We start from the raw sequence: 25,756 nt of genomic DNA, 5'->3' as shown, positions 1-25,756 counted from the left end.
CCGCCCGCCGCCATGCCGTTGCCCCCTGCGCCTCTGCTTCCCAAAACTGCGCAGCCGGCCGCCGCAGTGGCGCCCGTCGCTTCTTCGGAGTCGGCGGCCGGCCTTCCGGCTGCCGAAGCCCGGCGGCGCCTGCTCGAAACCGGCCCCAACGTGCTGGCCACGGCGCGGCGCGAATCGTGGCTGCGCATGGCCGCGCGGCAGTTCCAAAGCCTCACGGTGCTGGTGCTGGCGGGCGCGGCGGCCGTGTCGGCCTTCAGCGGCGATGCGGCGGAGGCCGTGGCCATTGGGGCGGTGGTGCTGCTGAATGCGGCCATCGGGTTTGGGCTGGAGTGGCAGGCCCGCGCCTCGATGGACGCCCTGCACGCCCTCGACGTGCCCCAGGCCCGGGCCCTGCGCGACGGCCAGCCCCAGCTGCTGCCGGCCGCCGACCTGGTGCCCGGCGACGTGCTGCTGCTGGAAGGCGGCGACGTGGTGCCCGCCGACGCCGACCTGCTCGAAGCCCACCAGCTGCAAATCAATGAGTCGGCCCTCACGGGCGAGTCGCTGCCCGTGGGCAAAGTGCCCGGCCCGGCCGCGCCCGATGCCCCGCTGGCCGAGCAGCGCCAGCGCGTGTTCAAGGGCACGGCCGTGGTGGACGGCAACGGCCGGGCCCTGGTGGTGGCCACCGGCATGGGCACCGAGCTGGGCCGCATCACGCGGCTGGTGCAGGCCACCGGGCGCCCACCCACACCCCTGGAGGGCAAGCTCGATGTGCTGGCCCGGCAGCTGCTGTTGCTCACGGGCGGGCTCACGCTGGGCTATGGGCTGCTGGTGTGGGCGCAGGGCCGGCCGCTGGGGCAGGTGCTGAAAACCGCCATTGTGCTAGCCGTGGCGGCCATTCCCGAAGGGCTGTCCATCGTGGCCACGCTGGCGCTGGCGGCCGGCACGTTGCGCATGGCCCGGCACAAGGTGCTGGTGAAGCGCCTGCCTGCCGTGGAAACCCTGGGCAGCACCGGCGTCATCGTGACCGACAAAACCGGTACCCTCACCCAAAACCGCATCGAGGCCCACACCGTGTGGCTGGCCGACGGCTGCACCGAAGTGCGCCTGCAGGACGACAGCCTGAGCGCCGTGGCCGGCGGGGCCCCCGGTCTGCTGTCCAGCCCGGGCTTTGCGCATTTGCAGCTGCTGGCCGCGCTGTGCAACAACGCCACCTACCACCCCACCGACCCCGGCCGCACCACCGGCGACCCCCTCGAAATTGCCCTGTGGCAGCTGGCCGGCGCCACCCAGGGCGCTGCCGCCCCGCCGCTGCGCCTCGCCGAGCAGGCCTTTCGCTCCGATACCCGCCTCATGGGCACCGTGCACCAGTTGGCCGGCGGCCGTTGCCTGGTGGCCGTGAAAGGCGCCGCCGAGGCCGTGCTGCCCCATTGCCGCTACCAGTGGGCGGCCACCGGCGCCCCCCAGCCGCTCAGCGCCGAAGACCGCGCCGCCTGGGTGGCCCGCGCCGAGGGCCTGGCCGCGCGCGGCCTGCGCACCCTGGCCTTTGCCAGCGCCGAGTGGCCCGGGCACCCGGGCCCCGACTTCGTGCGCGAGCTGGAATGGGTGGGCCTGGTGGCTTTTCTCGACCCGCCCCGGCTGGAAGTGGCGCCGGCGCTGGCCGCCTGCCGGGCCGCCGGCATTCGCGTGATAGTGGCCACCGGCGACCACCCCGCCACGGCCCGCACCGTGGCCCGGCAGGTGGGGCTGCTGGAAGACGAAGAGCCCGACGGCGTGATACTCGGCGCCGAGCTGGCCGACCTGCTGCGCCACCCCAACGGCGCCGGCCGGCGCCGCCTGCACCGGGCCCAGGTGTTTGCCCGCATGAGCCCGGCCCAGAAGCTCGACCTCATTGCCTTCTACCAGCAGCACGGCCAGGTGGTGGGCATGACCGGCGACGGCGTGAACGACGCGCCCGCCCTGCGCCGGGCCGACATCGGCATTGCCATGGGCCTGCGCGGCACCCAGGTGGCCGCCGAAGCCGCCGACCTCGTGCTGCAGGACGACGCTTTCGGCTCCATTGTGGTGGCCATTGCGCAGGGCCGCGTGATGCTGGCCAACATTCGCACTTTTCTGAGCTACCTCATTTCCTGCAACCTGAGCGAGGTGCTCATCGTGACCCTGGTGGCGCTGCTGCACCCGAAGGTGCCGCTCTGGCCGCTGCAAATTCTGTTTCTGAACCTGCTCACCGACGTGTTTCCGGCCCTGGCGTTGGCCCTGGGCCCCGGCCACCCCAACCTGATGCAGCGCCCGCCGCGCTCGCCCCACAAGCCGCTGCTGGGCTTGGCCGACTGGCGCCGCGCGGGCCTCTACGCGGCAGCCCTCACGGCGGGCGGCGCGGGGGCGTTTGCCTGCGCGCGCTGGGAAATGGGCCTGTCGGCCGCGGTGTGCAACAACGTGGTGTTCTATGGCATGGCGCTGGGCCAACTGCTGCACGTGTTCAACTTCGCGGCCGACCGGCGCACCCTGCTGCGCTCGGAGGTGACGCGCAATTGGTACGTGTGGGGCGCGCTGGCTTTGTGCAGCGGCGCCATGCTCACCATTTACCTGGTGCCGGCGCTGCGGCCGGTGTTTGGCCTGGTGCCGCTGCCGCCCGCGGCCCTGGTTCTGGTGCTGGCCAGTGGCCTGCTGCCCCTCTTGCTGATTCAGGCCGGCCGCTGGCTGCGCCGGGTGGGCAGGTCGCGGACTACAAGCGGCCGCTTGTAGTCCGACGGTGCGGGCGTCTGACCGATGACCGTTGCACGGTTGTGTTCTCACCACGTCCGTCCTCCGTGCTGTTTCCTTGCTTACCTTGAGATGTAGTTGGCTAACGCTTCGCTGTGATTCCATTATCTGCCCTGGTTGTGATGCGCCGCTGCCTGATGCTGAGCCTGGCGGCGGTGCTGCCGTGGTGCAGCCCGGCCCCCAGCGAAACGCACAGCTCCGCCAGCCAGCCCGGCCAAAGCAAGTCCACTGCCTCGCCGCCCGCGCAGGACGTGCCCGTGGCGCCGCTGCTGCAGGCCCTGCTCGATACCGCAGCGGCCGGCAGCGCCCGCGCCGCCGATGCCTGCCTGGGCCTGCAGGCCGGCCCCGAAGTGCGAGCTTTCTATAACCCGACCTACGAGCCCATCTGGACCACCGCCGACAGCCTCACCACCGATGCCGCGGCCGCCTGGCAACAGTTGAGCCGCGCCGCCGAGCTGGGCCTGCCTGCTGATTATCTGCCGGCTGCGCTGGTCGCCCTGCGCGATTCGCTGGCGCTGCCGGCCGACCCGGGTCGGCGCAGCTGGCAGCGTGCCCGACTGGAACTGCAGCTCAGCGACGCCGTGCTGCGGCTGATGCGCGACCTGCACCGCGGCCGCCTGCGCCCGCAGGCCGAGCCCGCCTGGGCCAGGGGAGGGGCGAAGTGGCAGCCCGTGGCTGCCCTCCGGGCCGCGCTGGGCCAGGGCGCAGTGCCGGCCGCCATGCTCGCGGGCCAGCCCACCACTCGCGAGTACCGCCAGCTGCAGGCGGCGCTGGCGCGGTGGCTGGCCCGGCCCGTGCCGCCCGACTCGGCCGCCGCGCACCGCGCCCGTTACCAGCAGGCCGCCCTCAACCTGGAGCGCTGGCGCTGGGAAGCCTGGGCGCCCACGCCGGAATACCTCCTCGTGAACCTGCCCGCTTACGAGCTGCAGGTGGTGGCCCGCGACTCGGTGCGGCGGCGCCACCGCGTCATCATCGGCAAGCCCGAAACGCCCACGCCCACGCTTAGCAGTGCCGTGCGCTACTTCACGCTGGCGCCCGACTGGCACGTGCCGCGCTCCATTGCCACCAAGGAAATGCTGCCCCTTCTGAAGCAGGACCCCGGCTACCTGGCCCTGAACAATCTGGCCCTGTACGACCAGCAGGGCCGCTCACTCGACCCCTTTGCCATGAATTGGCGGGCGGTGACGGCCCAAAACTTTCCGTACACCATCCGGCAGTCGGCAGGCTGCGACAACGCCCTTGGCAACGTGGTGTTCCGCTTCGCCAACCCCTACACCGTGTACCTGCACGACACGCCCATGCGGCAGTTTTTTGCCGCGCCGGCCCGGGCCTTCAGCCACGGCTGCGTGCGCTTAGCCGAGCCCCTGGCGCTGGCCGCCTACCTGCTGCGCCGCGAGGGCCGCCCGGTGCGCCTGCCCAGCGAGGCCGAGTGCGCCCGTCAGCCCACGCCCCGCGACGTCCGTCTAATCCGGCCCATGCCCATCTTCATTCGCTACGCCACCTGCACCGCCGAAAACGGCCGCCTGCGGTTCTTTGCCGACGTGTACGGACGCGACGAGAGCGTGCGGCGGGCGCTGTTTGGGCCTGATGAAAATCAGGCCCCGAGGTAATCAGCGTCAGGGCGTTGGGGGCCGGAGAAAACGAATTTTGAGGTGTTCTCTTCACCTGCCCGGGGCTTTGGCCCAGGGCCCTTTCCTCCCGGTCATGATTACGCCCTCCCTCATGTTTTCGGTGCTGCTGCTGGCGGTGCTGGCCCTCACCAGCGCCTATTACCACGGCCGCTCCCAGGGCCCGGCGGCCCGCTAGCGGCCGCGCCCGGCAACTGCCTGCGCCGGGCCCCTTTGCCTGGCCGCGCGGGCTTGCGCGGCGGGCTCCACCTTTCATTTTCCGGGCTATGTCCTTCCACTTGCTGCCCTTCGCGGCGCCTTCGGCCGATGCGCCCGGCGGCCCGACCCTGCCCGTGAGCCCCGCCACGCAGCTGCGCGCCCTCGAAGCCGATGCCGCCATGGCGCTCGACGACTGGGGCGACCAGTACCCGCCGCTGCCGGCCCCGCGGCCCGCAGTGGCCCCCGGCGCTGGTAGTGCCGGCTCCGGCCATTCGCTTTTCGCATTAACCCACCTTTTGCCCTTCTGGCCATGAGTCCGTCTTTAGTTGTCCTCACCGATTTTTTTGCCGTTTCCAACCGCGCACTTTCCTACGCCGCCGGGCTGGCCCTGCCGCTAAATGCCCACCTGGTGCTGCTGCACGTGCGCCACGACGGCCTGCTGGCGCCGGCCGAATACCACGCCGGCCACACCCCTGAGGGCGAGCAGCGCACTCGCCGGGCCCTCGAAACCCTGGCCTCGGCGCAGCCCGTGCCGGCCGAAGTTGATATTTCGGACGACTACCTGCCCGAGGCCGTGCAGGAGGTGGTGCGCCGCCACCAGCCGCTGCTGCTGGTGCTGGGCCGCCCGGGCCTGGCCCATGCCCCGCAGGAAATCATCGTGAGCACGGCCATGGACCTGCTGCGCCAGGCGCAGTTTCCGGTGCTGGTGGTGCCCACCGTGGGCTGGGATGCCTTTCCGCCCCGCCGCCTGCTGCTGGCCGTCGACGGCGAGCCCTTCAACCTGTGCCACAACCAGCGGGTGGTGCAGCGCCTGCTGCAGGCCAACGAAGGCACCCTCGACGTGGTGCACATCACCGATGATGAGCACGGCCGCCCCGACGCCGCCGACCTGCTGCGCAGCATCCGGCAAAACGAATTGGTGGACGAGGGCCCCGAACTGAGCCGCCTGCACGAGCTTAGCCGCCAGCGCATTGCCGGGGGCGTGCTCGAAGAAGCCGCCCGCCAGGAGGCCGACCTGCTGGTGGTGGTGGCCCGGCGCCACAGCCTGCTGGGCAGCCTGTTCCATCGCAGCGTAACAGCCCAGCTGCTGCAGGAAAGCCCCATTCCGGTGCTGCTGCTGCCGGCCCAGGACTAGCGGACCGCGCCAACTGTTTTACTCAACCTCCAAAGCTGCTGAGCCATGAAACCCAATCTGGTTGTGCTGACCGATTTTTCGCGGGCCGCCGAGCGCGCCCGCGTCTACGCTGCCGTGCTGGCCGCGGCCATCGACGCCGAACTGCACCTGGTGCACGTGTTTTTGCCGCTGCCCATCGCCACCGAGTACGGCCAGGTGCTGCCCGTGCTGGACACCGAGTACGTGCCCGATACCACCCGCAGCCTGCAGCAGGTGGCCCGCGCGCTGCCCGTACCCGCCACGGCCGAAGTGCTGGAAGCCGACTGGCCCGGCGCCATCGAAGAAGCCCTGGCCAAGTACCGCCCCGTGCTGGTGGTGGCCGGCCTCACGGCCGCTTCCAACTGGCTCAGCGAGTGGCTCAGCAACCGCGCCCAGCCCCTGGCCCACCAAACCGGCTACCCGCTGCTGCTGGTGCCCGAGCACCTGCCCGACGCGGCCCTGCGCCTGCCGCGGCGCCTGGCCCTGGCCGTGGAAGACCGGCCGTTTGTGCTGGTGCCACAGGCACGGGCCGTGGCCCCGCTGCTCGACGCCCTGGCCCCCGACGCGGTGGCCGTGACCGTGCTGACGCGCGATGAAAGCATTCGCGGCTGGGCGGGCCTGCACGCGGCCCAAACCTGCGGCCTGATGGCCACCATGCCCGGCTGCGGCCTGCACAAAGTGGTGGGAGAGGAGCCCGCGCCCGGCCTGCTGCACGCCGTGGCCGACCTGGAAGCCGATTGGCTGGCCTTGCTCGATATTGGCCATGGCCTGCTGCACAAGCTGTTCAGCGGCAGCGTCATCGACCAGGTGCTGCGCCGCACCCCCGTGCCCGTGCTGCTGCTGGCAGCCACGCAGCCCACGCCCAGCCCGGCGCCCCTGCGGCCCTGAGCCGCCCGGCAATTGCCTTCCACTTATCAAGACGTAAATCTTTCATCGCCATGGCCCTCACGCTCATCGTTTTCTCGGGGTTCTACGAGCCCGCCCGCCACGCCATCCGCTACGCCGAAATCCTGGCCCAGGCCGTGCACGGACGCGTGGTGCTGCTCCACGTCAATCGTGTTTCGCTGGTCGACCCCTACGAGCTGGTGGGGGCCGTGGGCCGCGAGTACCACCGCCAGGAGCTGGAAGGCCAGACCGACACGGCCGCCGCCCTGCAGCAGCTGGCCCAGGCCCTGCGCGTGCCCGCCACCGTGGAAATGGCCACCGACCTGCTGCCCGACGTGGCCCGCGAGCTGGCCGCCCGCTACCACCCGGCGCTGTTTGTGCTGGGCCAGCCCGACGAAGACCACCCCGACTTTGCCGGCACCGCCGCCCTGTGCGCCGAGCTGCTGCGGGCCGGCCAGTTTCCGGTGCTGGCCGTGCCGGCCACGGCCCCGACCGAGCAGGCGCCCCACCGCTTCTTGGTGGCGGCCGACCGCGAGCCCTTCGAGCTGTCGGGGCCGGCGCAGGCGCTGCGCCCGGCGCTGGCGCTGCTGGCCACCAGCGTGGTGGTGGGCCACGTGTCCGACGGCGTGGAGGACGACGACGGTTGCGCGGCCGCCCTCCAGGCCGTGCGCGCCAGCGGCCTGGTTGAGTTCAGCGCCCCCGAGCTGCGCGGCTACCGCAGCGGCGACTACGCCGACGGCGTGCTCACGGCCACCCAGGACACGGCCGCCGACGCGGTGGTCGTCATGGCCCGGCAGCGCAGCTTTATGAGCGACCTGTTCCACCGCAGCGTGACGGCCCGGCTGCTGGAGCAAAGCCCCGTGCCCGTGCTGGTGCTGCCCACGGCTTCGTCGCGGCCCCGCCCCACGGCCAGTGAGCTGACGGTGGCGGCGCAGCAGTAGCGCCGTCGGGCTCCTAGGAATGTTGACCAAATTGCCTCATTCAACCCTTATCATGATGGAACCAGCCTTGGCGGTTGAAAGAGGCCTGCCCGATGCGGACGTGGCCCGCTCGCGGGCGGCGCACGGCCGCAATGTCGTGGCCGCCGAAGATTCCTCCGGGTGGCGGGCCACGGCGCGGGAGGTGGTTACCGAGCCCATGTTTTTGCTGCTGCTGGTGGCGTGTGGGCTGTATTTTGGCCTGGGCCACACCGCCGAGGGCGTGACGCTGGTGGTGGCTCTGCTGGCCGTGGCGGGCATCTCGCTCTACCAAAGCGTGCGCAGTAATCAAGCCCTGCAGGCCCTGCGCGAGCTCACCCAGCCCCGCGCCCAGGTGTGGCGCAGCGGCGAGCTCCGGGCCGTGCCCGCCGCCGACCTGGTGGTGGGCGATGCCGTGCTGGTGGAAGAAGGCGAGCGCATTCCGGCCGACGGCCGCGTGGACAGCGCCAACGACTTTGCCGTGGACGAGGCCATCCTGACCGGCGAGGCCGTGCCGGTGGCCAAAGCCCCGGCCGACGCCGTGTACGCCGGCACCAGCGCCGTATCGGGCAGCGCCTGGCTCACCCTCACGGCCGTGGGCGCCGGCACCGAGCTGGGCCGCATCGGCGGGAGCCTGCACGCCATTGCTACTGAAAAAACACCTCTGCAGCTCCAGGTGAGCCATTTTGTGCGGCGCATGGCCTGGGCGGGGCTGGGCGCCTTTGCCGTGGTGTGGGGCGTGAACTACGCCCGCACCGGCGACTGGGCCACGGCCCTGCTCTTCGGCCTCACGCTGGCCATGTCCTTGCTGCCGGAGGAAATTCCAGTGGCCTTCAGCAGCTTCATGGCCTTGGGCGCGGCCCGCTTGAGCCGGGCCGGCGTGCTCACCAAGCAGCCCCAAACCGTGGAAAGCCTGGGCTCGGCCTCGGTGATTTGCGTGGACAAAACCGGCACCATCACCCAGGCGGGCATGCGCGTGGCCAGCCTCTTCGACGGGGCCACCGGCGAGCTGCTGCCCCTGCCCGCGGCCTTGTCGACCACCGCCGCGGCCGTGCTGGCCTACGCCCGCTGGGCCAGCGAAACCGCCCCCTTCGACCCCATGGAAAAAGCCATTGTGGAAGCCTGGGCCGCTACTGCGCCCGGATTGAACGCGGCTGATTTTCCGCTGGTGCACGAGTACCCGCTGGCCGGCACCCCGCCCATGATGACGCACGTGCGGCGCCGCCCCGCCGGCCCGCCGGTCGTGGCCGCCAAGGGCGCCGTGGAGCAAGTACTGGCTGTGTGCCGAGGGCTGGATGCCGGGCAGGCTGAGCAAGTGCGCGCCGTGGCCCGGCAACTCTCGGAACAGGGGCTGCGGGTGCTGGGCGTGGCGCAGGCCGAGGCCCCGAAGGGGGATTTTCCGGCCAGCCAGGACGACTTCGACTGGGAGTTTCTGGGCTTGGTGGCGCTCGAAAACCCGCCCAAGGAAAACGCGGCGGCCGTGCTGCGGGCCTTCGGGCAGGCCGGCATTCAGGTGAAGATGATAACCGGCGACTTCCCGGCCACGGCCCAGGCCATTGCCCGCCAGGTGGGCCTGCCCGGCGCCGATGCCCTGCTGACTGGTGCCGAAGTGCTGGCCCTCGACGAGGCCGCGCTGCGCCAGCGCGTGGGCGGCACGGCCGTGTTTGCGCGCATGTTTCCGGAGGCCAAGCTGCGCGTGGTGAACGCCCTGAAAGCCAACGGTGAAGTGGTGGCCATGACCGGCGACGGCGTGAACGACGGCCCCGCCCTCAAGGCCGCCCACATTGGGGTGGCCATGGGCCGGCGCGGCAGCGAGGTGGCCCGGCAGGCCGCCTCCCTGGTGCTGGTGGACGACGACCTGAGTGGCATGGTGACGGCCGTGGCGCAGGGCCGCCGCATCTACCAGAACCTGCAAAAGGCCATTTCCTACATCGTGGCCATTCACCTGCCCATTGTGGCCACGGTGGCGGTGCCGCTGCTGGCCGGCTGGCCGCTGGCTAACCTGCTGGGCCCGGTGCACGTCATTTTTCTGGAGTTGGTGATGGGCCCCACCTGCTCCATTGCCTTCGAGAACGAGCCGGCCGAGGCCGGGCAGATGCACGCCCCGCCCCGGGCGCCGGAGGACGCGTTTCTGGGCGGCTGGGCGCTGGGGCGCAGCTTGCTGCAGGGGCTGGGCATTGCCGCGGCGGTGCTGGGCGTGTACTACGCGGCCATGCGGGCGGGGCGGCCGGTGGCCGAAGTGCGCACGCTGGTGTTTGCCACGCTGGTGCTGAGCAACCTGGTGCTCACGCTGGTGAACCGCTCGTTTTCGCAGCCGCTGTGGCGCACGCTGGCGGTGCCCAACCGCCTGCTCTGGCTGATGCTGGCCCTGGCGCTGGCCCTGTTGCTGGTGAGCTTGTGGGTGCCGGCCGCGCGGGCACTGTTCGGCTTCGCGCCCGTGCCAGCCGCCGAGCTGGGCGGCTGCGCCCTGGCCGCGCTGTTGGGCGCCGGCGCCCTGGAAGTGTACAAGCTGCTGAAGAAAGGATAGGGCATCCCGCAGCGTGCTGGCAGCCAGCTTTTCAGCTGTCCGGAGGTCGCCCTGATTTCTATCAGTCGTTGGGGTGAGCGCGCGCAGTGCCGGCCCCGGGGCAGGATTCTAGCTTTGCTTACCCCTCATTTCTAACCCCTTCCCGCGCCATGGCAACTGCTCCGTTCACCCTGTTTTTCCGAGACATCACCACCGACCAAGTGGCGCAGGTGGGCGGCAAGAATGCCTCCCTGGGCGAGATGTTCAACCGCCTCAACGGCCAGGGCATCAACGTGCCGAACGGCTTTGCCACCACGGCCGAAGCCTACAACCTGTTTCTAGACGAAAACCGCCTGCGCGAGCCCCTCACGGCCCTGCTGGCCGGCCTCGATACCCGGGAATTCAGCAACCTGGCCGAAGTAGGGGCCCGGGCCCGGGCGCTGGTGCGCGCGGCCACGCTGCCCGCCCCGGTGGCCACGGCCATCACGGAGGCCTACCACGAGCTGCGCGCCGGCTACGAGCACGAGATTCAGGTGGCGGTGCGCAGCAGCGCCACGGCCGAAGACCTGCCCACGGCCAGCTTTGCGGGCCAGCACGACTCTTTTCTGGACGTGCGTAGCGGGGCCGGCGTGCTGGAGGCTTGCCATAAGTGTTTCCTTTCGCTGTTCAACGACCGGGCCATCAAGTATCGGGTGCAGAACGGCTTCGAGCACCTGAAAGTGGCCCTTTCGGTGGGCGTGCAAACCATGGTGCGCTCCGATTTGGCCGCGGCTGGCGTGGCCTTCACCATCGAGCCCGAAACCGGCCACGAAAACCTGCTCTACCTCACCGGCAGCTGGGGCCTGGGCGAAAACGTGGTGCAGGGCGCCGTGAACCCCGACGAGTTTTACCTTTTCAAGCCCGCGCTGCGGGCGGGGCAGCGGGCGCTGGTGCGCAAGCAGCTGGGCAGCAAGGCCCTCACCATGCGCTACGCCACCGGCCCCGACGCCGGCCCGGCGGGCATTCGCAACACCGACACGCCCGCCGAGCGCCGGGCCGAGTTCGTGCTCAGCGATGCCGAGGTGGAGCAGCTGGGCCGCTGGTGCCTGCAGATAGAAGCGCACTACGGCCTGCCCATGGACATTGAATGGGCCAAAGACGGCCTCAACAGCGAGCTGTACATCGTGCAGGCCCGTCCGGAAACCGTGCACCACGGCCGCCGGGCGCTGCGCCTGCACGAGTACCGCCTGCTGGCGCGCGGCCCAGTGCTGGCCACCGGCAAGGCCGTGGGCAGCCAGATTGCCACCGGCACGGCCCGCCTCATCGACTCGCCGGCCGACGGCCACCGCCTGCAGCCCGGCGACATTCTCGTGACCAACAGCACCAGCCCCGATTGGAACGCCGTGCTGAAAAAGGCTTCCGTCATCGTCACGAACCAGGGCGGGCGCACCAGCCACGCGGCCATTGTGGCGCGCGAGCTGGGCCTGTCGGCCGTGGTGGGCACGCTGGACGCCACCCTGAAAATCCGGGACGGGCAGCGCATCACCGTGTCCTGCGCCGAAGGCGACGAGGGGCAGGTGTTCGACGGCGAGCTGGCTTTTGAGCAAACCGAAGTGGACCTGGAGCACCTGGCCCGGCCCCACACCAAGCCCCTGCTCATCCTCGCCGACCCCGACCGGGCGCTGGCGCTGGCCCGCTACCCCAGCCAGGGCGTGGGCCTGCTGCGCATGGAGTTCATCATCAACAATGCCATTCGCATTCACCCCATGGCCCTGGTGGCCTTCGACCAGCTCACCGACCCGCGGGCCCGCGCCGAAATCACGGCCCTCACCGAGCAGTACCCCAGCAAGCCCGAGTATTTTATTGAAAAGCTGGCCGAGGCGTTGGGCTTCGTGGCGGCGGCCTTCTACCCGCGCGAAGTCATCGTGCGCCTGAGCGACTTCAAAACCAACGAGTACGCCAACCTGCTGGGCGGGCGGCAGTTTGAGCCCGAAGAGGAAAACCCCATGCTGGGCTTCCGGGGTGCCAGCCGCTACTACAGCCCGCAGTACCGCGAAGGCTTCCGGCTGGAGTGCGAGGCCCTGAAGCGCGTGCGCCACGACATGGGCCTCGCCAACGTGAAGGTGATGGTGCCCTTCTGCCGCACCGTGGCCGAGGGCCGGCAGGTGCTCGACCTCATGGCCGACTTCGGCCTGAAGCAGGGCGACGACGGCCTGGAAGTGTACGTGATGGCCGAAATTCCGAGCAACGTCATCCTGGCCGAGGAGTTTGCGCAGGTGTTCGACGGCTTCTCCATCGGCTCCAACGACCTCACCCAGCTCACCCTGGGCCTCGACCGCGACTCGGCCATCGTGAGCCCCTTGTTCGACGAGCGCAACGAGGCCGTGCTGCGGCTGCTGGCCCAGGTTATCGGGGCGGCTAAGGCCCACGGCCGGCCCATCGGCCTCTGCGGCCAAGCCCCGAGCGACCACCCGGAAATGGCCCGCTTCCTGGTCGAGCACGGCATCGACAGCATTTCCTTCACGCCCGACGCCCTGCTCCGGGGCATGGCCAACATGGTGCAGGCCGAGGAAGTGGCGGTGCACTGAGCCACAGGACCGTCATGCCTGCCCACGCCCTACTCGCCGAAACCGGCGCCATTGCCAGCTTTGCCGGGCGCTTTTTCCGCGAAGGGTTTCGGCCGCGGTATGAGGTGGCCGAGCTGCTGCACCAGTGCTACGTGGTGGGCTACCAGTCCTTGCCCATGGTGGGCATCACGGGCTTCATCATGGGCGTGGTGCTCACGCTGCAAAGCCGGCCCACCATGGCGCAGTTCGGGGCCGAGTCGTGGATTCCGGTGATGGTGGGGCTCACCATCATCCGTGAGATGGGGCCCATCATCACGGCCCTGATTTTTGCCGGCAAAATCGGGTCCAGCATTGGGGCCGAGCTGGGCTCGATGCGCGTGACCGAGCAGATTGACGCCATGGAAGTGTCGGGCACCAACCCCTTCAAGTACCTGGTGGTGACGCGGGTGCTGGCCACCACGCTCATGCTGCCCGTGCTCACGGTGCTGGCCGATGCCATTGCCCTCTACGCCTCCTACCTGGGCATCAACCTGAAAGGCACTACCACGCCGGCCCTGTTCGTGAACAACGTGCTGGGCGGGCTCACCTTCGGCGACGTGCTGCCGGCCTTTCTCAAAACGTTCTTTTTTGGCTTTGCCGTGGGCCTCATCGGCTGCTACAAGGGCTATTTCTCCGACAAGGGCACTGAGGGCGTGGGCCAGGCCGCCAACTCGGCCGTGGTGGTGGCTTCGCTGGTCATTTTCCTGCTCGACCTACTGGCCGTGCAAATCACCGGCCTGCTGGGGCTCAACTAACGCAAGCCGCCATGCAACCCGACTCCATCGTCCAGGAAATGCCCGCCGCGGCTGTCCCGTCGTCTGCCGCTGAGGCCGTGCTCACGGTGGCGCACCTGAATAAGTCGTTTGGCGACAACCACGTGCTGCACGACTTTTCGCTAGCCCTGCGCCGGGGCGAAAACGTGGTGGTGCTGGGCAAGTCGGGCTCGGGCAAGTCGGTGCTCATCAAGTGCATCATCGGCTTGCTTGCGCCCGATGCCGGCCAAATCACCGTGCTGGGCCAGGACGTGGCCACCCTTGGCCACGAAGTCATGGACCGGCTGCGGGCCAAGGTCGGCTTCCTGTTCCAGAGCAATGCCCTATATGATTCGATGACCGTGCGCGACAACCTGCTCTTTCCGCTGCGGCGGCACTGGCTGGCCCACGGCCCGGCCGAAGAAGCCGCTCTGGTGCGCCAGGCCCTGGCCGACGTGGGCCTGGAGCACACCGCCGACATGATGCCCGCCGAGCTCTCGGGCGGTATGCGTAAGCGCATCGCCCTGGCCCGCACCCTCATCCTGCGCCCCGAAATCATCCTCTACGACGAACCCACCACCGGCCTCGACCCGGTAACGGCCCGCGAAATCAGCCACTTAATCCGCGAAGTGCAGCAGAAATACCACACCTCGGCCCTCGTCATCTCGCACGACATGAGCTGCGTGCGCCTCGTGGCTGACCGCGTGGTGCTGCTTGTGGACGGCCGCTGCTACGCCGAAGGTTCTTATGAAGAGTTGGCCGTAGCAGCTGACCCGAAAGTGCACGAGTTTTTTGCTTGATATAAGTGAACGTCATGCAGAGTGCAGCGAAGTATCTCGCATGCTCAAGTAGTCTAATCGATTGGTTTGCCACTACAAGCGAGATGCTTCGCTACGCTCTGCATGACGTTCTTTTTGCTCACTGCTCACTGCTCACTGCTCACTGCTCACCACTACCCCCATGCCCCAACGCCCGACCGGAAATTATGTGAAGCTGGGCCTGTTTGTGGTCGTGGGCATGGCGTGCCTGCTGGCCACGCTGTACCTGCTGGGCCGCCAGCAAAACCTGTTCAGCCGCAGCCTGATGGTGCAGGCCGATTTCCGCAACGTGTCGGGCCTGCTCACGGGGAATAATGTGCGGCTCGGCGGCATCACGGTGGGCACCGTGCGCGAGATTGCGCTGCGCAACGACAGCACCGTGCGCGTGTTTATCAACCTCAACCGCGATGCCCAACCCTTTGTGCACCAGAACGCCGTGGCCACCATTGGCACCGATGGGCTGGTGGGCAACACCATCATCAACCTGGCGCCCGGCCGCGGTGCGGCGCCCCCCGTGCAGGCCGGCGACCAGCTGCGCACCCGCCAGCCGTTGGGCGTGGAAGACCTGCTTGGCACGCTCGATATCTCCAACAAAAACCTCGTGGGCATCACCCAGGACCTGCGCCAGATTACCGGCAAGCTCAACGGCAGCCGGGCCCTGTGGGAGCTGCTCGATGACCGCGCCCTGGCCGACAACCTGCGCCGCAGCCTGCGCAACGCCGCCGCGGCTTCGGCGCAGCTCAACGCGGCCTCGCGGGACGTGGCCGGCCTCACCGGCGGGGTGCGGCGGGGGCGGGGCCCACTAGGCTACCTGCTCACCGACTCGGCCTTTGGCCGGCAGCTAAACCACGCCTCACGCCGCCTGGCCGGCAGCTCCGACACGCTCAATGCCTTGCTTTCGGGCGTGAAAACGCAGCTGCGTGCTGGTGCCGGCCCCCTGCACACGCTGCTGGCCGACACGGCGGCCAGCCGCCAGCTGCGCCGCACCCTGCAGCACGCGGAGCAGGGCACCGCCGGCTTCAGCCGCAGCATGGATGCCTTGCAACACAACTTCCTGCTGCGCGGCTACCTGCGCCGCCAGCAGAAAAAAGCCGCCCGCAAACAGGCCGCGCCCCTGGCCGGCCACCCCGCCAACTAGCTAGCGCCGCTTGCGCTCAGCATACAACGCAGAAAGGCCCGGAAACTGAAGCTTCCGGGCCTTTTGTGTGTGGGAGGTAACTCCTTAGGAAGTGTTAACAGTAGGTATTAATTTGGGGTATGGATTATTTGCTCACAGACGCGCAGTGGGCCCGCATCGCGCCGCTGCTGCCGGGTCGGGAAGGCACGAAAGGTGGCCGGGGCCAGGACAACCGCCGTTTTGTAGAAGCGGTGCTGTGGTTGTTGCGCAACGGCTGCCGCTGGCGTGCCTTGCCGGCCGCGTGGGGCAACTGGCACACAACATACACGCGCTTCCAGCGCTGGACCGCCTCGGGCGTGTGGGCCCGGGTGCTGGCCGCCGTGCAAGAGGACGACGCGCTGCACACGCTGCTGGTCGACTCGACCACCGTGCGGGTGCACCAACACGCGAGCGGGGCACGCAAAAAAACGGGCCGCAAGCCCTGGGGCGTAGCCGCGGCGGATTGACCACCAAGCTGCACGCGGTGGCCGACGCTGGGGGCCGGTTCGTGCGCGGCAGCCTGACAGCCGGCCAGCGCCACGACGCCCCGCAAGCGCTGCCGCTGCTCGACGGGCTGGCCCCGGCCTACCTCGTGGCCGACCGGGGCTACGATTCCGACCCGCTCGTGGCCACCCTGGCTGCCCGCGGCACCTGTGCCGTGATTCCGCCCCGGTGCAAGCGCCGCTACCCGCGGGGCTACGACGCGGCGCGTTACGCCCAACGTCACCCCATTGAGCGCCTTTTCAGCCGCCTCAAGCAGTTTCGCCGCGTGGCCACCCGGTATGACAAACTCGATGCGCATTTTTTGGCCTTTATTCACCTCGCTGCAACCGTCCTGTGGCTACGCGACTGTTAACACTTCCTAATTTAGCTGGAAGGTGAGCACCGGCGGGAAGGCGTGGGTGGCCACGTTTTCGGCAATGCTGGCCTGCAGGAAGCGGCTAAGGCCGGTGCGGCCGTGCGTGGGCAGCAGCACCAGGTCGGCCTGCACCTGGTAAGCATACCGCGTAATGCCTTCGCTGGGCCGGTCGGCGAGCGTGACGGCGGCTTCGTAGGACCGCAGCTGGTGGCGGCTGGCAAAGGCGGTAATTTTTTCGCGGGCCGCCTCTTCCTGGCCGGCCGAGGCTACCACGTTCAACAGGTGCAGCACGGCCTCGGGGAAGAGGGCCTGCACGCGGCGCAGCTCGGACACGGCGCGGTCGGCCTCGGCCGAAAAATCGGACGGAAACACCAGGCGCTGCACCTCAAAGGCTTCGACCGGGTGCTTCACGGCCAGCACGGGGCAGGGGGCCGTGCGCACCAGCCGCTCGGTGTTCGAGCCGAAGAAGAAATGCTCGGCGGCCGTGTGGCCCTGTGCCCCAATCACGACCAAATCAATGGTCTGGTGGGTGAACATGCTGGCCAGGGCCTCGCTCAGCCGCGCAGCCTGCACAAACTCCTGCACCGGCACGCCGGGCGCCAGGGCGGCGGCTTCGGCCAGGAGGCGATGCAGGCGGGTTTTGGTAGCCTGCAGCAGCTTGATGACGAAAACGTCTTCCATGGGGTCGCTGCTGTTGGGCAGCTCGGTGCCGCCCACCGGCCCGCCGTAGGTGCTGAAGTTGGCCGTTTCGGGCAGCTCGATGGCGTGCAGCAGCAGCACGCGGCCCCCGATGCGGGCCGCCAGGCGCACGGCCACTTCAAACGCGTGATGCGACTCGGCCGAAAAGTCGGTGGGAACGAGGATGTTTTTCATGAGAAAAAGTGGAAAAAGGGAATCAAATGGAATAGACGGGTTAGGGGCGGGCTACACGGCTGCTGCTTCCGGCTGCCGGGTGGCTTGTGCCGCCTCCGTTGCGGGCGCCGGCAGGGTCAGGTCGAGCACCACGCGGCCCTGAATGGTGCCCGCTTTCAGCGCATCGAGCACCTGGTTGATGTTTTCGAGGGGTTCGCAGCGGTAATGCACCTTCACCTGGCCGCTGGCGGCGAAAGCCAGGCTTTCGGTGAGGTCCTGGCGGGTGCCCACAATGGAGCCGCGCACGGTTTTGCGGGTGAGCACCATCTCGAAAATGTTGAGCGGAAACTCGCCGGGCGGCAGGCCCACCAGCGCCAGGGTGCCGCCGCGCCGCAGCATGCCCACGCCCTGCGCAAACGCCGGCTGCGACGCCGCCGTGATGAGCACCCCGTGCGCCCCGCCAATGCGCTGCTGCACCGCCGCCACGGCGTCTTCCTCGGCGGCGTTGATGGCCACTTCGGCGCCCACCGACTGGGCCAGGCGCAGCTTGTCGGCCTGCACGTCCACGGCCGCCACGCGCATGCCCATGGACCGGGCGTATTGCACGGCCAAGTGGCCCAGCCCGCCCACGCCCGAAATCACCACCCACTGGCCGGGTTTCACCTCGGTTTCCTTCAGGCCCTTATACACCGTGACGCCGGCGCAGAGAATGGGCGCGGCCTCCTGAAACGACAGGTTGTCGGGTAGCAGGCCCACGTAGTTGGGGTCGGCCAGCACGTATTCTGCGTAGCTGCCGGGCACCGAGTAGCCGGTATTTTGCTGCTGCGGGCACAGGGTTTCCCAGCCGGTGAGGCAGTATTCGCAGTGGCCGCAGGCGGTGTGCAGCCAGGGCACGCCCACCCGGTCGCCGAGGCGCACGTGCTCCACGCCTTCGCCCACGGCCACCACCGTGCCCACGCCCTCGTGGCCCGGAATGAGGGGCAGCGTGGCCTTCACGGGCCAGTCGCCGTCGATGGCGTGCAAATCGGTGTGGCACACCCCGCAGGCGGCCACTTGCACAAGGATGCGGCCCGCCGGCACGGCCGGCACCGGAACCTGCTCGAGGCGCAGAGGCTGGCCGTAGGCATGGCACACGGCGGCTTTCATGGTGTTGGGTATCATGGCAATAAGAAGAGGTGGATGAACAGGTGAGAAAGCGGTGAATGGCGGCTTCAGGCCAGGGCGTACTCGGCGGGCATGGTGCGCAGCATCTCCCGGTGCAGGGCTTCGGCCTCGGCCCGCTGAAATAGCTCGGTGCCGGGGTTGAGGGTGGCGGCCGTGCCGCAGGCCACGCCCAGACGGGCGGCCTCGCGCAGGGAGTGGCCGTGGACCAGCGCGTGCACCAGACCGGCCACCAGGCTGTCGCCGGCGCCCACGGTGCTGCGCCGCCTGGCGGGAGGCGCGGCAATGAATTCTTCTACTCCCGGGGCCACCAGGCAGGCGCCCTGCGCGCCCAGCGACACCAGCACGGCGCCGCAGCCGCCCGGCCCCACCAGCGGCCGGGCCGCGGCCAGCAGCGCGGCGTCATCGGCCAGCGGCCCGGCGCCGGCCAATTGGGCAAGCTCTTCGCGGTTGGGCTTGATGAGGAAGGCGCCAGCTTCCACCGCCTCGCGCAGGGCCGGGCCCGAGGTATCGGCCACCACGCGGGTGCCGGCGGCGCGGGCCTGACGAACCACCTGGCCCAGAAACTCCGGCGCCACGCCCGGCGGCAGGCTGCCACTCACCACCAGAAAATGGGGCGGGCGCACAAAGCCGGCCAACGCATCCAGCAGGCGCTGCTGCTCGGTCGGGCTGAGGGCGGCGGCGGGCATGCCAAAGCGATACTGCCGGCCGGTGCTGGTTTCCTCTATTTCGAAGTTTTCGCGAGTAGCGGCCGATGTGGGCACCACGCACTGAGCAATGCCTTCGGCCGTGAGCAGCTCCTGCAAGAAGGCCCCGGTGGCCCCGCCCGCCGGAAACACAGCCGTGGAAAGCGTGCCCAGCCGCCGCAGCCCGCGCGAAACGTTGATGCCGCCCCCGCCGGCCGCCACTTCGGGCGCGGCGCAGCGCAGCTTCTGGTCGGGCACCAGGACCGGTACCGACGTGCTTTTGTCGAGGGCCGGGCTCAAGGTAAGGGTCACGACGACGGGCATGGCAACGGGCGTGGCAGGGAGGCCGCCCGGGAGAAAAGCCGCGCGGGTTGCTCACAATGCCAAAGGAAGCGCCCGCCCCAACACCGTTTCCTGATGGCAAGCAGCGGGTTAGCTGATTGTTGTCAGGCCGGGAGCTGGGGCGGGCGCATGGGGCTATGAGGGGCCAAAACCAAGCTACACGCTCAGCCAGTCGATGCCCTGGCGCAGCCACTGCTGCGACACGGCCTCGGGCGAATCGGGCTCGGGCACCCGGTTGTAGTGCCAGTCGGCCTGGGGCGGCAGGCTCATGAGGATGCTTTCGGTGCGGCCGCCGGTTTCGAGACCGAAGCGGGTGCCGCGGTCGATGGCCAGGTTGAACTCGGCGTAGCGGCCGCGGCGCACGCGCTGCCACTCGCTGTGGCGCGCAGTGTAGGGCAGGGCCGCGTTCTGGCGCATGATGGCGCTGTAGGCGCGGCCGTACACTTCGCCCACGTCCTGTACAAACGAAAATAGCTCTTCAAACAGGCCGTCGCGCCCCACGGTGAGGCGGTCGAAGAAAATGCCGCCCACGCCGCGCGTCTCGCCGCGGTGGGGCAGGTAGAAGTACTCATCCGCCCACTGCTTGAAGCGAGGGTAGTAGGCGGGGTCGTGGCGCGCGCACACTTCGGCAATCTGCTCGTGAAACCAGCGGGCCTGCTTGGCGTCGACGTAAATGGGCGTCAGGTCGAGCCCGCCGCCAAACCAGGCCTCGCCGTTGGCCGTTTCGAAATAGCGCACATTCATGTGCGAGATGGGCACCTGCGGGCTGCGCGGGTGTTGCACCACGCTCACGCCCGTGGCAAAAAAGCGGCGGTCGGGCATGAGCAGCTGGCGGGCCGCAGCCTCACTCATCTCGCCCCACACCGCCGAAAAGGCCACCCCGCCTTTCTCCAGCACGTCGCCCTGCTGAAACACGCGCGTGCAGCCGCCCCCCCCGCCTTCGTGCTGCCACTCGTCGCGGCTGAAATGCCGGCCGCTGCCATCGGCGGCTTCCAGGCGGTGGCACAGCCAGTCCTGAAACTGGCGCATCCAGCCCTCGGCCACGGTGCGCTGCGGGGCGATGGGAATAAAAGCAGAGCTGGAAGAAACGGTGGGGTCGGACGAGGCAAACATGACGTCGGGCATTTAAAAAACAGGATAAGGATGGGGCCGCCGCGCCGGGCAGCCACCGGCTAGGCCCAGCGCACCGCGTGGTAGTCGGCGTGCAGGCTTTTGGGGGATTGTTCTTTGGCCAGCTGGGCGGCGCAGCGCTCGCAGCAGGCCACGCTGGCCTGGCGCTCGGCCGGGGAGGGCAGCACCAGCACCGGAATCTGGGTGTGGTAGGCGCGGGTGGTGGCGTAGCAGGCGTCGAAGTACTGCCGCAATTGGGCGGGGCTGCCGGGGGCCACCACCAGCAGCTGGGCGTGCACATGGGCGCAGAACTCGCTGATGCCTTCGAGCGGCGCGTCGTCTTCGAGTAAATGCGGCGTGGTGAAGTTCCAGGCCAGGTGGGCGGCGGCTTTGCTCAGGGCCTGCTTCAGCTGGCGGCGCTGGGGGCGCTCGGCGGGGGCGTAGAACTGCACCAGGTCCAGAGGGGCCGGGAATGCGCCTTCCAGCGCCGCCAGCCGGGGCAGAATGTGCAGCCCCAGCGTGCGGAAATCGGTGGCAAACACCAGGCGGTTGGGCAGGGCGCGGCGGCCGGGCGGCACCACCAGCAGGGGGCAGCTCACCAGCTGGGCAATCGCGGCGGCGTGGTTGCCGGGGGCTTCCGGCCGGCCGCAGTCGATGTGCTCGAGGCCCATGAGCACGAGGTCGGCGGCGCAGCGCACGGCTTCCTGGCGCACATGGTCGTGCAGGCAGCCGGCCAGCACGCGGTAGCGGTATTGAATGCGGCGGCCGTCGTGGCGGGTGAGCTGCTGGTAACGCAGGCGCTCCACCAGGCTGCGCAGGCGCTGCTCCTCCTCGGCCAGCTGCTCGGCCGCCACCGGAGTGTCGCCGGCGGGGTGGCAGTAGAGCACCACCACTTCGGCCGGCCAGCGCACGGCCAGCTTGTTGGCGTAGGCGAGGGTGTGTTCGGCGGCCGCGGTGTGGTCGATGGGGACAAGCAGGGTTTTCATGGAGAGGGAAGAAGGGGAGTTTGGAAGAGGGGGAAGCGGAATGAGTGTGGAGAGCTGATTTCTCATGTCTCACCTCTCATGGCTCATTTTTCAGTGGCAGTAGTGCACGGTGCGCGGCTGAGCGGTGGCGGTTGGGGCGGGCCCCGCGCCCAGCTGCGGGCTCAGGTAGGGAATGCCCAGCCCCAGCCCCCGCACGATGAACAGCACCGCCAGCAGCGAAGCTGCGTAGGGCACGGCCTGGCGCATGCGGGTGCGCCACAGCAGCGGCACCAGCTGCCCGCTCAGCGAGAGGCCCAGCATGAGCGGCAGCGTGCCCAGGCCGAAGCAGGCCATATAGGCCGCCGCGCCCGCCACGCCCGGCGCGCTCAGGGCCCCGGCCAGCGCTAGATACACCAGGCCGCAGGGCAGCAGGCCATTGAGCACGCCCGTGGCATACAGCGCACCCAGCGAGGGCTGCTGAAACAGGCGCGCCAGCGTGGTTTTTACCCAGGCCAGCGGCCGGCTCAGGCCCAGCACATTGGCCAGGCGGGCGGTGTAGCGCTCGGGCACGGCCACCAGCAGCAGTATCAGCACGCCCGAGGCAATGGAGAGGCTTTGCTGCAGGCCGGCCAGCCGCAGGCTCTGGCCCAGCAGGCCGGCCCCGGCGCCTAGGGTGGCGTAGGTGCTCACCCGGCCCAGGTTATACAGCAGACGGCCGGCGCCGAAGCGCCACGCGGCGCCCGGCTGCCCGGGCAGTGCCAGGGCAATGGCCCCGCACATGCCCACGCAGTGAAAGCTGCCCAGCAAGCCAAACAAAAAACCAGCCCAGAGCATGGGGAAGAGGGTTCGGGGGTGAGGATTGGGACGCAAGTACCGCCGGCCCGGAGAGGAAATTCCTGACGAAAATCAGGGTCAAAGGATGATTTTTTCCTCCACGAAATAGTTGCGCTTATCGGCCGTGAAGTCCAGGCGCACACGCCACAGGCCCGGCTGCATTCGGGCGGTGCTGAGCTGCTGTTGCAGCCCAGCCGTGGGCTGCAGGGGCAGCGTAAAATCGAGGCGCTGGTTAGACGGGCGGAAGAAGTGAATCTGGCCCTGAATGCGCTGGCCGCTCATGTCGGCCGGCAGCTGCACCGTGAGCTGGTGCGTGCCGGCGTCGTGGTGCAGCGTGACGGGCGCGGGCAGGGCGGCGGTGCGGGCCACGGTTTCCATGCGCTGCTGGAAGGCCAGCTCCTGCTGGTAGTAGTCGGGGCTCACCAAGTCGACGGTGGTGCGCATGGCCTGCTGCACCATGAAGCCGATGTAGCCGGCAAACAGCACAAACACGGCTATGATGGCAAAGGGCCAGAGGGAGCGGGTGGTGGGGGGAGTGGGGACCATGAGGGTTGGGTTATTCAGCTCGCCATGACGGTTTTCTCAGCGCCGGCAGCTCACTGCACCGGGCCGAGGAACTTGGTGCTGGTTTCCGTAATCAGCTTGCCGCCGCTGAAGAGGCCGATGCGGATTTTCTGGTTGGTGTGGTGCAGGGCGGTGCGGGGCAGCTCGGCGAAAAACACGCCCTCGGCAATGCCCTGGGCGGGCAGCGTGAGGGTGGAGGTGCTCACGAGCGAAATCTGGCCCTGCGCCGGCTCCAGAATGCGGAGCGTAATGGGGTAGGGCCGGTTGGTTTTGTTGATGACCGAGATGTTGTAGAGGTTGGTGATGGTGCCGTGGTTGGTCTTCTGGAAGAGCTGGCCCGGCGTGCGCAGCACCGTGGCCGCCACGTTGGAGCGCGACACCAGCAGGCCGGTGAGCACCACCAGCAGAAAGGCCAGCACACCCGAAAGGGCTTTCACGCGGCCGGTGAGCCGGAACGTGGTCCCATTCGCAATGCCATTCACGGAGGCGTGGCGGATGAGGCCTTCCGGCTTGTTTATCAGCGCCATGATGTTGTTGCAGGCGTCGATGCAGGCGGTGCAGTTGGTGCATTCGAGCTGGGTGGCGCCGTTGCGGATGTCGATACCGGTGGGGCACACCTGCACGCACTGGTGGCAGTCGATGCAGTCGCCGGCGGTGCGCAGCTGGTTTTTGCGCAGCTTCTCGCGAGGCTCGCCGCGCGGGTAGTCATAGGCCACCACGAGGCTGTCCTTATCCAGCAACACGCCCTGCAAGCGGCCATAGGGGCACACAATGGTGCACACCTGCTCCCGAAACCGGGCAAACACGGCGTAGAACACGCCCGTGAACACCACCATCGAAGCCAGGCCGCCCAGGTGCTCCGCAGGCGAATCGGTCACAATCTTCAGCAGCTCCTCCGTGCCGATGATGTAGGCCAGGAAGGTGTTGGCAATCAGAAACGATACGGCCAGGAACAGCGCGTGCTTGGTGGTTTTGCGCCACAGCTTGTTCCAGTTCAGTTCCGAGCGGTCGAGGGCTTTTTGCTGGGGCGCGTCGCCTTCCAGCCAGTACTCGATGCGGCGGAACACCATTTCGAGGAAGATGGTCTGAGGACACACCCAGCCGCAAAAGGCCCGCCCATACACCACCGTGAACACGATGATGAACACCAGAAACGTGAGCGAGGCCAGCAGCAGAATGAAGAAATCCTGGGGCCAGAATATCTGGCCGAAGATGATGAACTTCCGCGCCGGCAGGTTGAGCAGCAACACCGGCAAGTCGTGGATGCGCAGCCAGGGGCCGGCAAAGAGCAGCGCCAGAAACCCGTAGCTCAGCAGCTTGCGGTAGCGGTAGAGGCGGCCGCTGGGCTTCTTGGGATAAAGCCACACCCGCTCGCCGGCCGCGTCTATCGTGGCGATGGAGTCGCGGTAGGAATCATCGGGTTTGAACTGGGTGGCGGACATAGGCTAACGGGCGCCTTACCCCCCGGCCCCCTCTCCCTCGGGAGAGGGGGGCCATGGCGGCGGTTTGCGTGAATTGATGCGAATGGATACAGATAATTGGTTTCCTGGCACCCCCTCTCCTTTGGGAGAGGGGCCGGGGGGTGAGGCGCCCGCCAGAACAACTACCGCTTGGCCACGGCCGGCGCCTCTTTTTCGCCTTGCGGCGGCTTGGCGTTGGCGGGCTTGGTGCCTTGCAGGCTGAGCACGTAGGAGGCCACCTGCAAAATCTGCTTGCCGGAGAGCTTGCCTTTCCAGGCCACCATGCCTTTGCCGTTCACGCCGTACTTGATGGTTTTGTACACGTGGTTCACCTCGCCGCCGTGCAGCCAGTATTCGTCGGTCAGGTTGGGGCCCACTTTGCCTTCGCCGCTGGCGCCGTGGCAGGGCGCGCAGTTAGTAGTGAAGAGGCTTTTGCCGCTGCTGAGCTCGGCCGGAGCCGTGAGGGCAGTGTAGGTAGTCACCTGGTTGGGGTCGTCGGGGGTGGCGGCGATGAGCAGGGCGGCCTGCTGCATTTCCGCCGCGTATTCGGCGCCTTGCAGCTGGCCGGTTTTCAGCACGTGGTAGTAGGTCACGTAGCCGATGGCGAAGACGATGGTGGCGTAGAAGCCGTATTTCCACCACGGCGGCAGGTCGTTGTCGAACTCGCGGATGCCGTCGTAGTCGTGGTCGAGCAACTCGTCGCGCACGTCGCCCTGCACCAGGCGGGCGTCGCCCACCAGCAGGCCCAGCACGCGGCCGCTCCAAGAGTCGTGCACCGTGGGCAGGTCGTAGAGCTGGCGCAGCTGCGGCCGCATCCAGCTAACAAGGGCCACCAGCAGCAGCAGGAACACCATCAGCACCAGCACGAGCGTGGTGAGCACAAACCAGAGCATGGTGCGCTGGGCGTCGGTGGCGGCCGCGGCGCCGGTGTCGGCCGCTTGCGCCAGGGCCGGGCGGGCGCCCAGCAGGGCCGCGGCGGCTAAGGAGTAGGCTAAGCGGGAGCGGTTCATGCGTATACTTCTTCCTGGGTGGCAACTTGGGCGGGGGCAACTTCTTTGGCAGCTTCGGCCACCACTGTTCGGGGCGCGGCGGCCGGGGCCGCGGCTTCAGGCGCCGTGGGCTCGGCTTGCTGGGCATCGTAGCGGCGTTGGGCGGCCGAGGTCACCGAGGCGCCGGTCATCACGGCCATCAGCAGTACCACGCCGGCCAGCCACCACACCACCCAGCTCAGCACGGTGGTGGCCTGGGGGCCCGAAGCAGCAGATTGGGCAGCGGCCGCAAAGCCGGTGAGTAGGCCCAGGAAAGTCAGCGAGAGGGAGCGGAGGGTTAGCATATTACGTCGTGGTTGAGGTTGGATTTGAAGGTTGCTTCGTCGTCGAGCAGCGGCAGTTGGCTCATGGCATCGATGTGGCGGCGGTTGCTCAGCAGCACGTACACCAGCAGGCCCAGAAAGAAGAGGCCGAAAATGACCAGGGAGATTATCGGATAGATTTCGACCCCGGCAATGGATTGCAAGACGTTCTTGTCCATGGGTTTTGGGTGGT

23 protein-coding genes are annotated in these 25,756 nt (G+C 68.5%); 12 read left to right on the top strand and 11 right to left on the bottom strand.

Annotation, left to right across the window (positions count from 1 at the left end):
• Nucleotides 1–12: 12 nt before the first annotated feature.
• The 12 genes from MUN81_RS14785 (at nt 13) to MUN81_RS14730 (ending at nt 16,235) form a co-directional block, all read left to right on the top strand.
• On the top strand, nt 13–2,724 hold the full coding sequence (locus MUN81_RS14785) for a cation-transporting P-type ATPase (protein WP_245111590.1): 2,712 nt from the start codon (nt 13–15) through the stop codon (nt 2,722–2,724).
• A gap of 113 nt (nt 2,725–2,837) precedes the next feature.
• On the top strand, nt 2,838–4,352 hold the full coding sequence (locus MUN81_RS14780) for a L,D-transpeptidase family protein (RefSeq protein WP_245111588.1): 1,515 nt from the start codon (nt 2,838–2,840) through the stop codon (nt 4,350–4,352).
• Between the two features lie 284 nt (nt 4,353–4,636).
• Nucleotides 4,637–4,882, top strand: a complete 246-nt coding sequence (locus MUN81_RS14775) for a hypothetical protein (protein ID WP_245111586.1) — start codon at nt 4,637–4,639, stop codon at nt 4,880–4,882.
• Nucleotides 4,879–5,703 (top strand): universal stress protein, encoded by an 825-nt coding sequence (locus MUN81_RS14770; protein ID WP_245111585.1) that lies wholly within the window; start codon nt 4,879–4,881, stop codon nt 5,701–5,703. The genes MUN81_RS14775 and MUN81_RS14770 overlap by 4 nt, the downstream gene beginning before the upstream one ends.
• Before the next feature lie 45 nt (nt 5,704–5,748).
• Complete coding sequence (locus tag MUN81_RS14765) at nt 5,749–6,609, top strand: universal stress protein (RefSeq protein WP_245111583.1); 861 nt, start codon at nt 5,749–5,751, stop codon at nt 6,607–6,609.
• Between the two features lie 50 nt (nt 6,610–6,659).
• On the top strand, nt 6,660–7,547 hold the full coding sequence (locus MUN81_RS14760) for a universal stress protein (RefSeq protein ID WP_245111581.1): 888 nt from the start codon (nt 6,660–6,662) through the stop codon (nt 7,545–7,547).
• 52 nt (nt 7,548–7,599) lie between these two features.
• Nucleotides 7,600–10,089, top strand: a complete 2,490-nt coding sequence (locus MUN81_RS14755) for a cation-translocating P-type ATPase (protein ID WP_245111580.1) — start codon at nt 7,600–7,602, stop codon at nt 10,087–10,089.
• 149 nt (nt 10,090–10,238) lie between these two features.
• Entirely contained in the window at nt 10,239–12,635 is a 2,397-nt protein-coding gene (gene ppsA / locus MUN81_RS14750) for a phosphoenolpyruvate synthase (RefSeq protein ID WP_245111578.1), read from the top strand.
• 14 nt (nt 12,636–12,649) lie between these two features.
• On the top strand, nt 12,650–13,408 hold the full coding sequence (locus MUN81_RS14745) for an ABC transporter permease (protein ID WP_245111576.1): 759 nt from the start codon (nt 12,650–12,652) through the stop codon (nt 13,406–13,408).
• 11 nt (nt 13,409–13,419) lie between these two features.
• A complete protein-coding gene (locus MUN81_RS14740; protein WP_245111575.1) occupies nt 13,420–14,205 on the top strand; it encodes an ATP-binding cassette domain-containing protein in 786 nt (261 codons plus the stop codon).
• A gap of 160 nt (nt 14,206–14,365) precedes the next feature.
• Entirely contained in the window at nt 14,366–15,361 is a 996-nt protein-coding gene (locus tag MUN81_RS14735; RefSeq protein WP_245111573.1) for an MlaD family protein, read from the top strand.
• Between the two features lie 119 nt (nt 15,362–15,480).
• A protein-coding gene (locus MUN81_RS14730) for an IS5 family transposase (protein ID WP_245110381.1) occupies nt 15,481–16,235 on the top strand; the annotation gives its coding sequence in 2 pieces (ribosomal slippage) (nt 15,481–15,811 and nt 15,811–16,235; 756 coding nt in all).
• A 6-nt stretch (nt 16,236–16,241) separates the two neighbouring features.
• Here MUN81_RS14730 and MUN81_RS14725 read toward each other — a convergent pair.
• The 11 genes from MUN81_RS14725 to MUN81_RS14675 all read right to left on the bottom strand — a co-directional run bounded on the left by MUN81_RS14725 (nt 16,242) and on the right by MUN81_RS14675 (nt 25,742).
• Nucleotides 16,242–17,111: a universal stress protein gene (locus MUN81_RS14725; RefSeq protein WP_245111572.1), complete on the bottom strand. Its 870-nt coding sequence runs from the start codon at nt 17,109–17,111 to the stop codon at nt 16,242–16,244.
• Nucleotides 17,112–17,162: 51 nt separating this feature from the next.
• Nucleotides 17,163–18,251, bottom strand: a complete 1,089-nt coding sequence (adhP, locus tag MUN81_RS14720; protein ID WP_245111570.1) for an alcohol dehydrogenase AdhP — start codon at nt 18,249–18,251, stop codon at nt 17,163–17,165.
• A 50-nt stretch (nt 18,252–18,301) separates the two neighbouring features.
• Nucleotides 18,302–19,261: a 1-phosphofructokinase family hexose kinase gene (locus MUN81_RS14715; protein WP_245111564.1), complete on the bottom strand. Its 960-nt coding sequence runs from the start codon at nt 19,259–19,261 to the stop codon at nt 18,302–18,304.
• A gap of 174 nt (nt 19,262–19,435) precedes the next feature.
• Nucleotides 19,436–20,404 (bottom strand): oxygen-dependent coproporphyrinogen oxidase, encoded by a 969-nt coding sequence (gene hemF, locus MUN81_RS14710; RefSeq protein ID WP_245111562.1) that lies wholly within the window; start codon nt 20,402–20,404, stop codon nt 19,436–19,438.
• 47 nt (nt 20,405–20,451) lie between these two features.
• Nucleotides 20,452–21,375 carry a universal stress protein gene (locus MUN81_RS14705; protein WP_245111560.1) on the bottom strand — a complete coding sequence of 308 codons (924 nt, stop codon included), beginning with the start codon at nt 21,373–21,375 and terminating at the stop codon, nt 20,452–20,454.
• A 90-nt stretch (nt 21,376–21,465) separates the two neighbouring features.
• The gene (locus MUN81_RS14700; RefSeq protein WP_245111559.1) at nt 21,466–22,188 is read right to left on the bottom strand and encodes a sulfite exporter TauE/SafE family protein; all 723 of its coding nucleotides are present in this window, start codon (nt 22,186–22,188) and stop codon (nt 21,466–21,468) included.
• A 78-nt stretch (nt 22,189–22,266) separates the two neighbouring features.
• Nucleotides 22,267–22,734 carry a FixH family protein gene (locus MUN81_RS14695; protein WP_245111550.1) on the bottom strand — a complete coding sequence of 156 codons (468 nt, stop codon included), beginning with the start codon at nt 22,732–22,734 and terminating at the stop codon, nt 22,267–22,269.
• A gap of 50 nt (nt 22,735–22,784) precedes the next feature.
• On the bottom strand, nt 22,785–24,194 hold the full coding sequence (ccoG, locus tag MUN81_RS14690) for a cytochrome c oxidase accessory protein CcoG (protein WP_245111548.1): 1,410 nt from the start codon (nt 24,192–24,194) through the stop codon (nt 22,785–22,787).
• Between the two features lie 161 nt (nt 24,195–24,355).
• Nucleotides 24,356–25,222 (bottom strand): cbb3-type cytochrome c oxidase N-terminal domain-containing protein, encoded by an 867-nt coding sequence (locus MUN81_RS14685; RefSeq protein WP_245111546.1) that lies wholly within the window; start codon nt 25,220–25,222, stop codon nt 24,356–24,358.
• Entirely contained in the window at nt 25,219–25,545 is a 327-nt protein-coding gene (locus MUN81_RS14680; protein WP_245111544.1) for a hypothetical protein, read from the bottom strand. Before MUN81_RS14680 ends, MUN81_RS14685 begins: the two co-directional genes overlap by 4 nt.
• Complete coding sequence (locus MUN81_RS14675) at nt 25,539–25,742, bottom strand: cbb3-type cytochrome c oxidase subunit 3 (protein ID WP_245111542.1); 204 nt, start codon at nt 25,740–25,742, stop codon at nt 25,539–25,541. Before MUN81_RS14675 ends, MUN81_RS14680 begins: the two co-directional genes overlap by 7 nt.
• Nucleotides 25,743–25,756: the final 14 nt, after the last annotated feature.

Source organism: Hymenobacter sp. 5317J-9 (assembly GCF_022921075.1).
Lineage (GTDB): Bacteria > Bacteroidota > Bacteroidia > Cytophagales > Hymenobacteraceae > Hymenobacter.
This window is presented reverse-complemented; position numbering and strand designations above follow the sequence as displayed.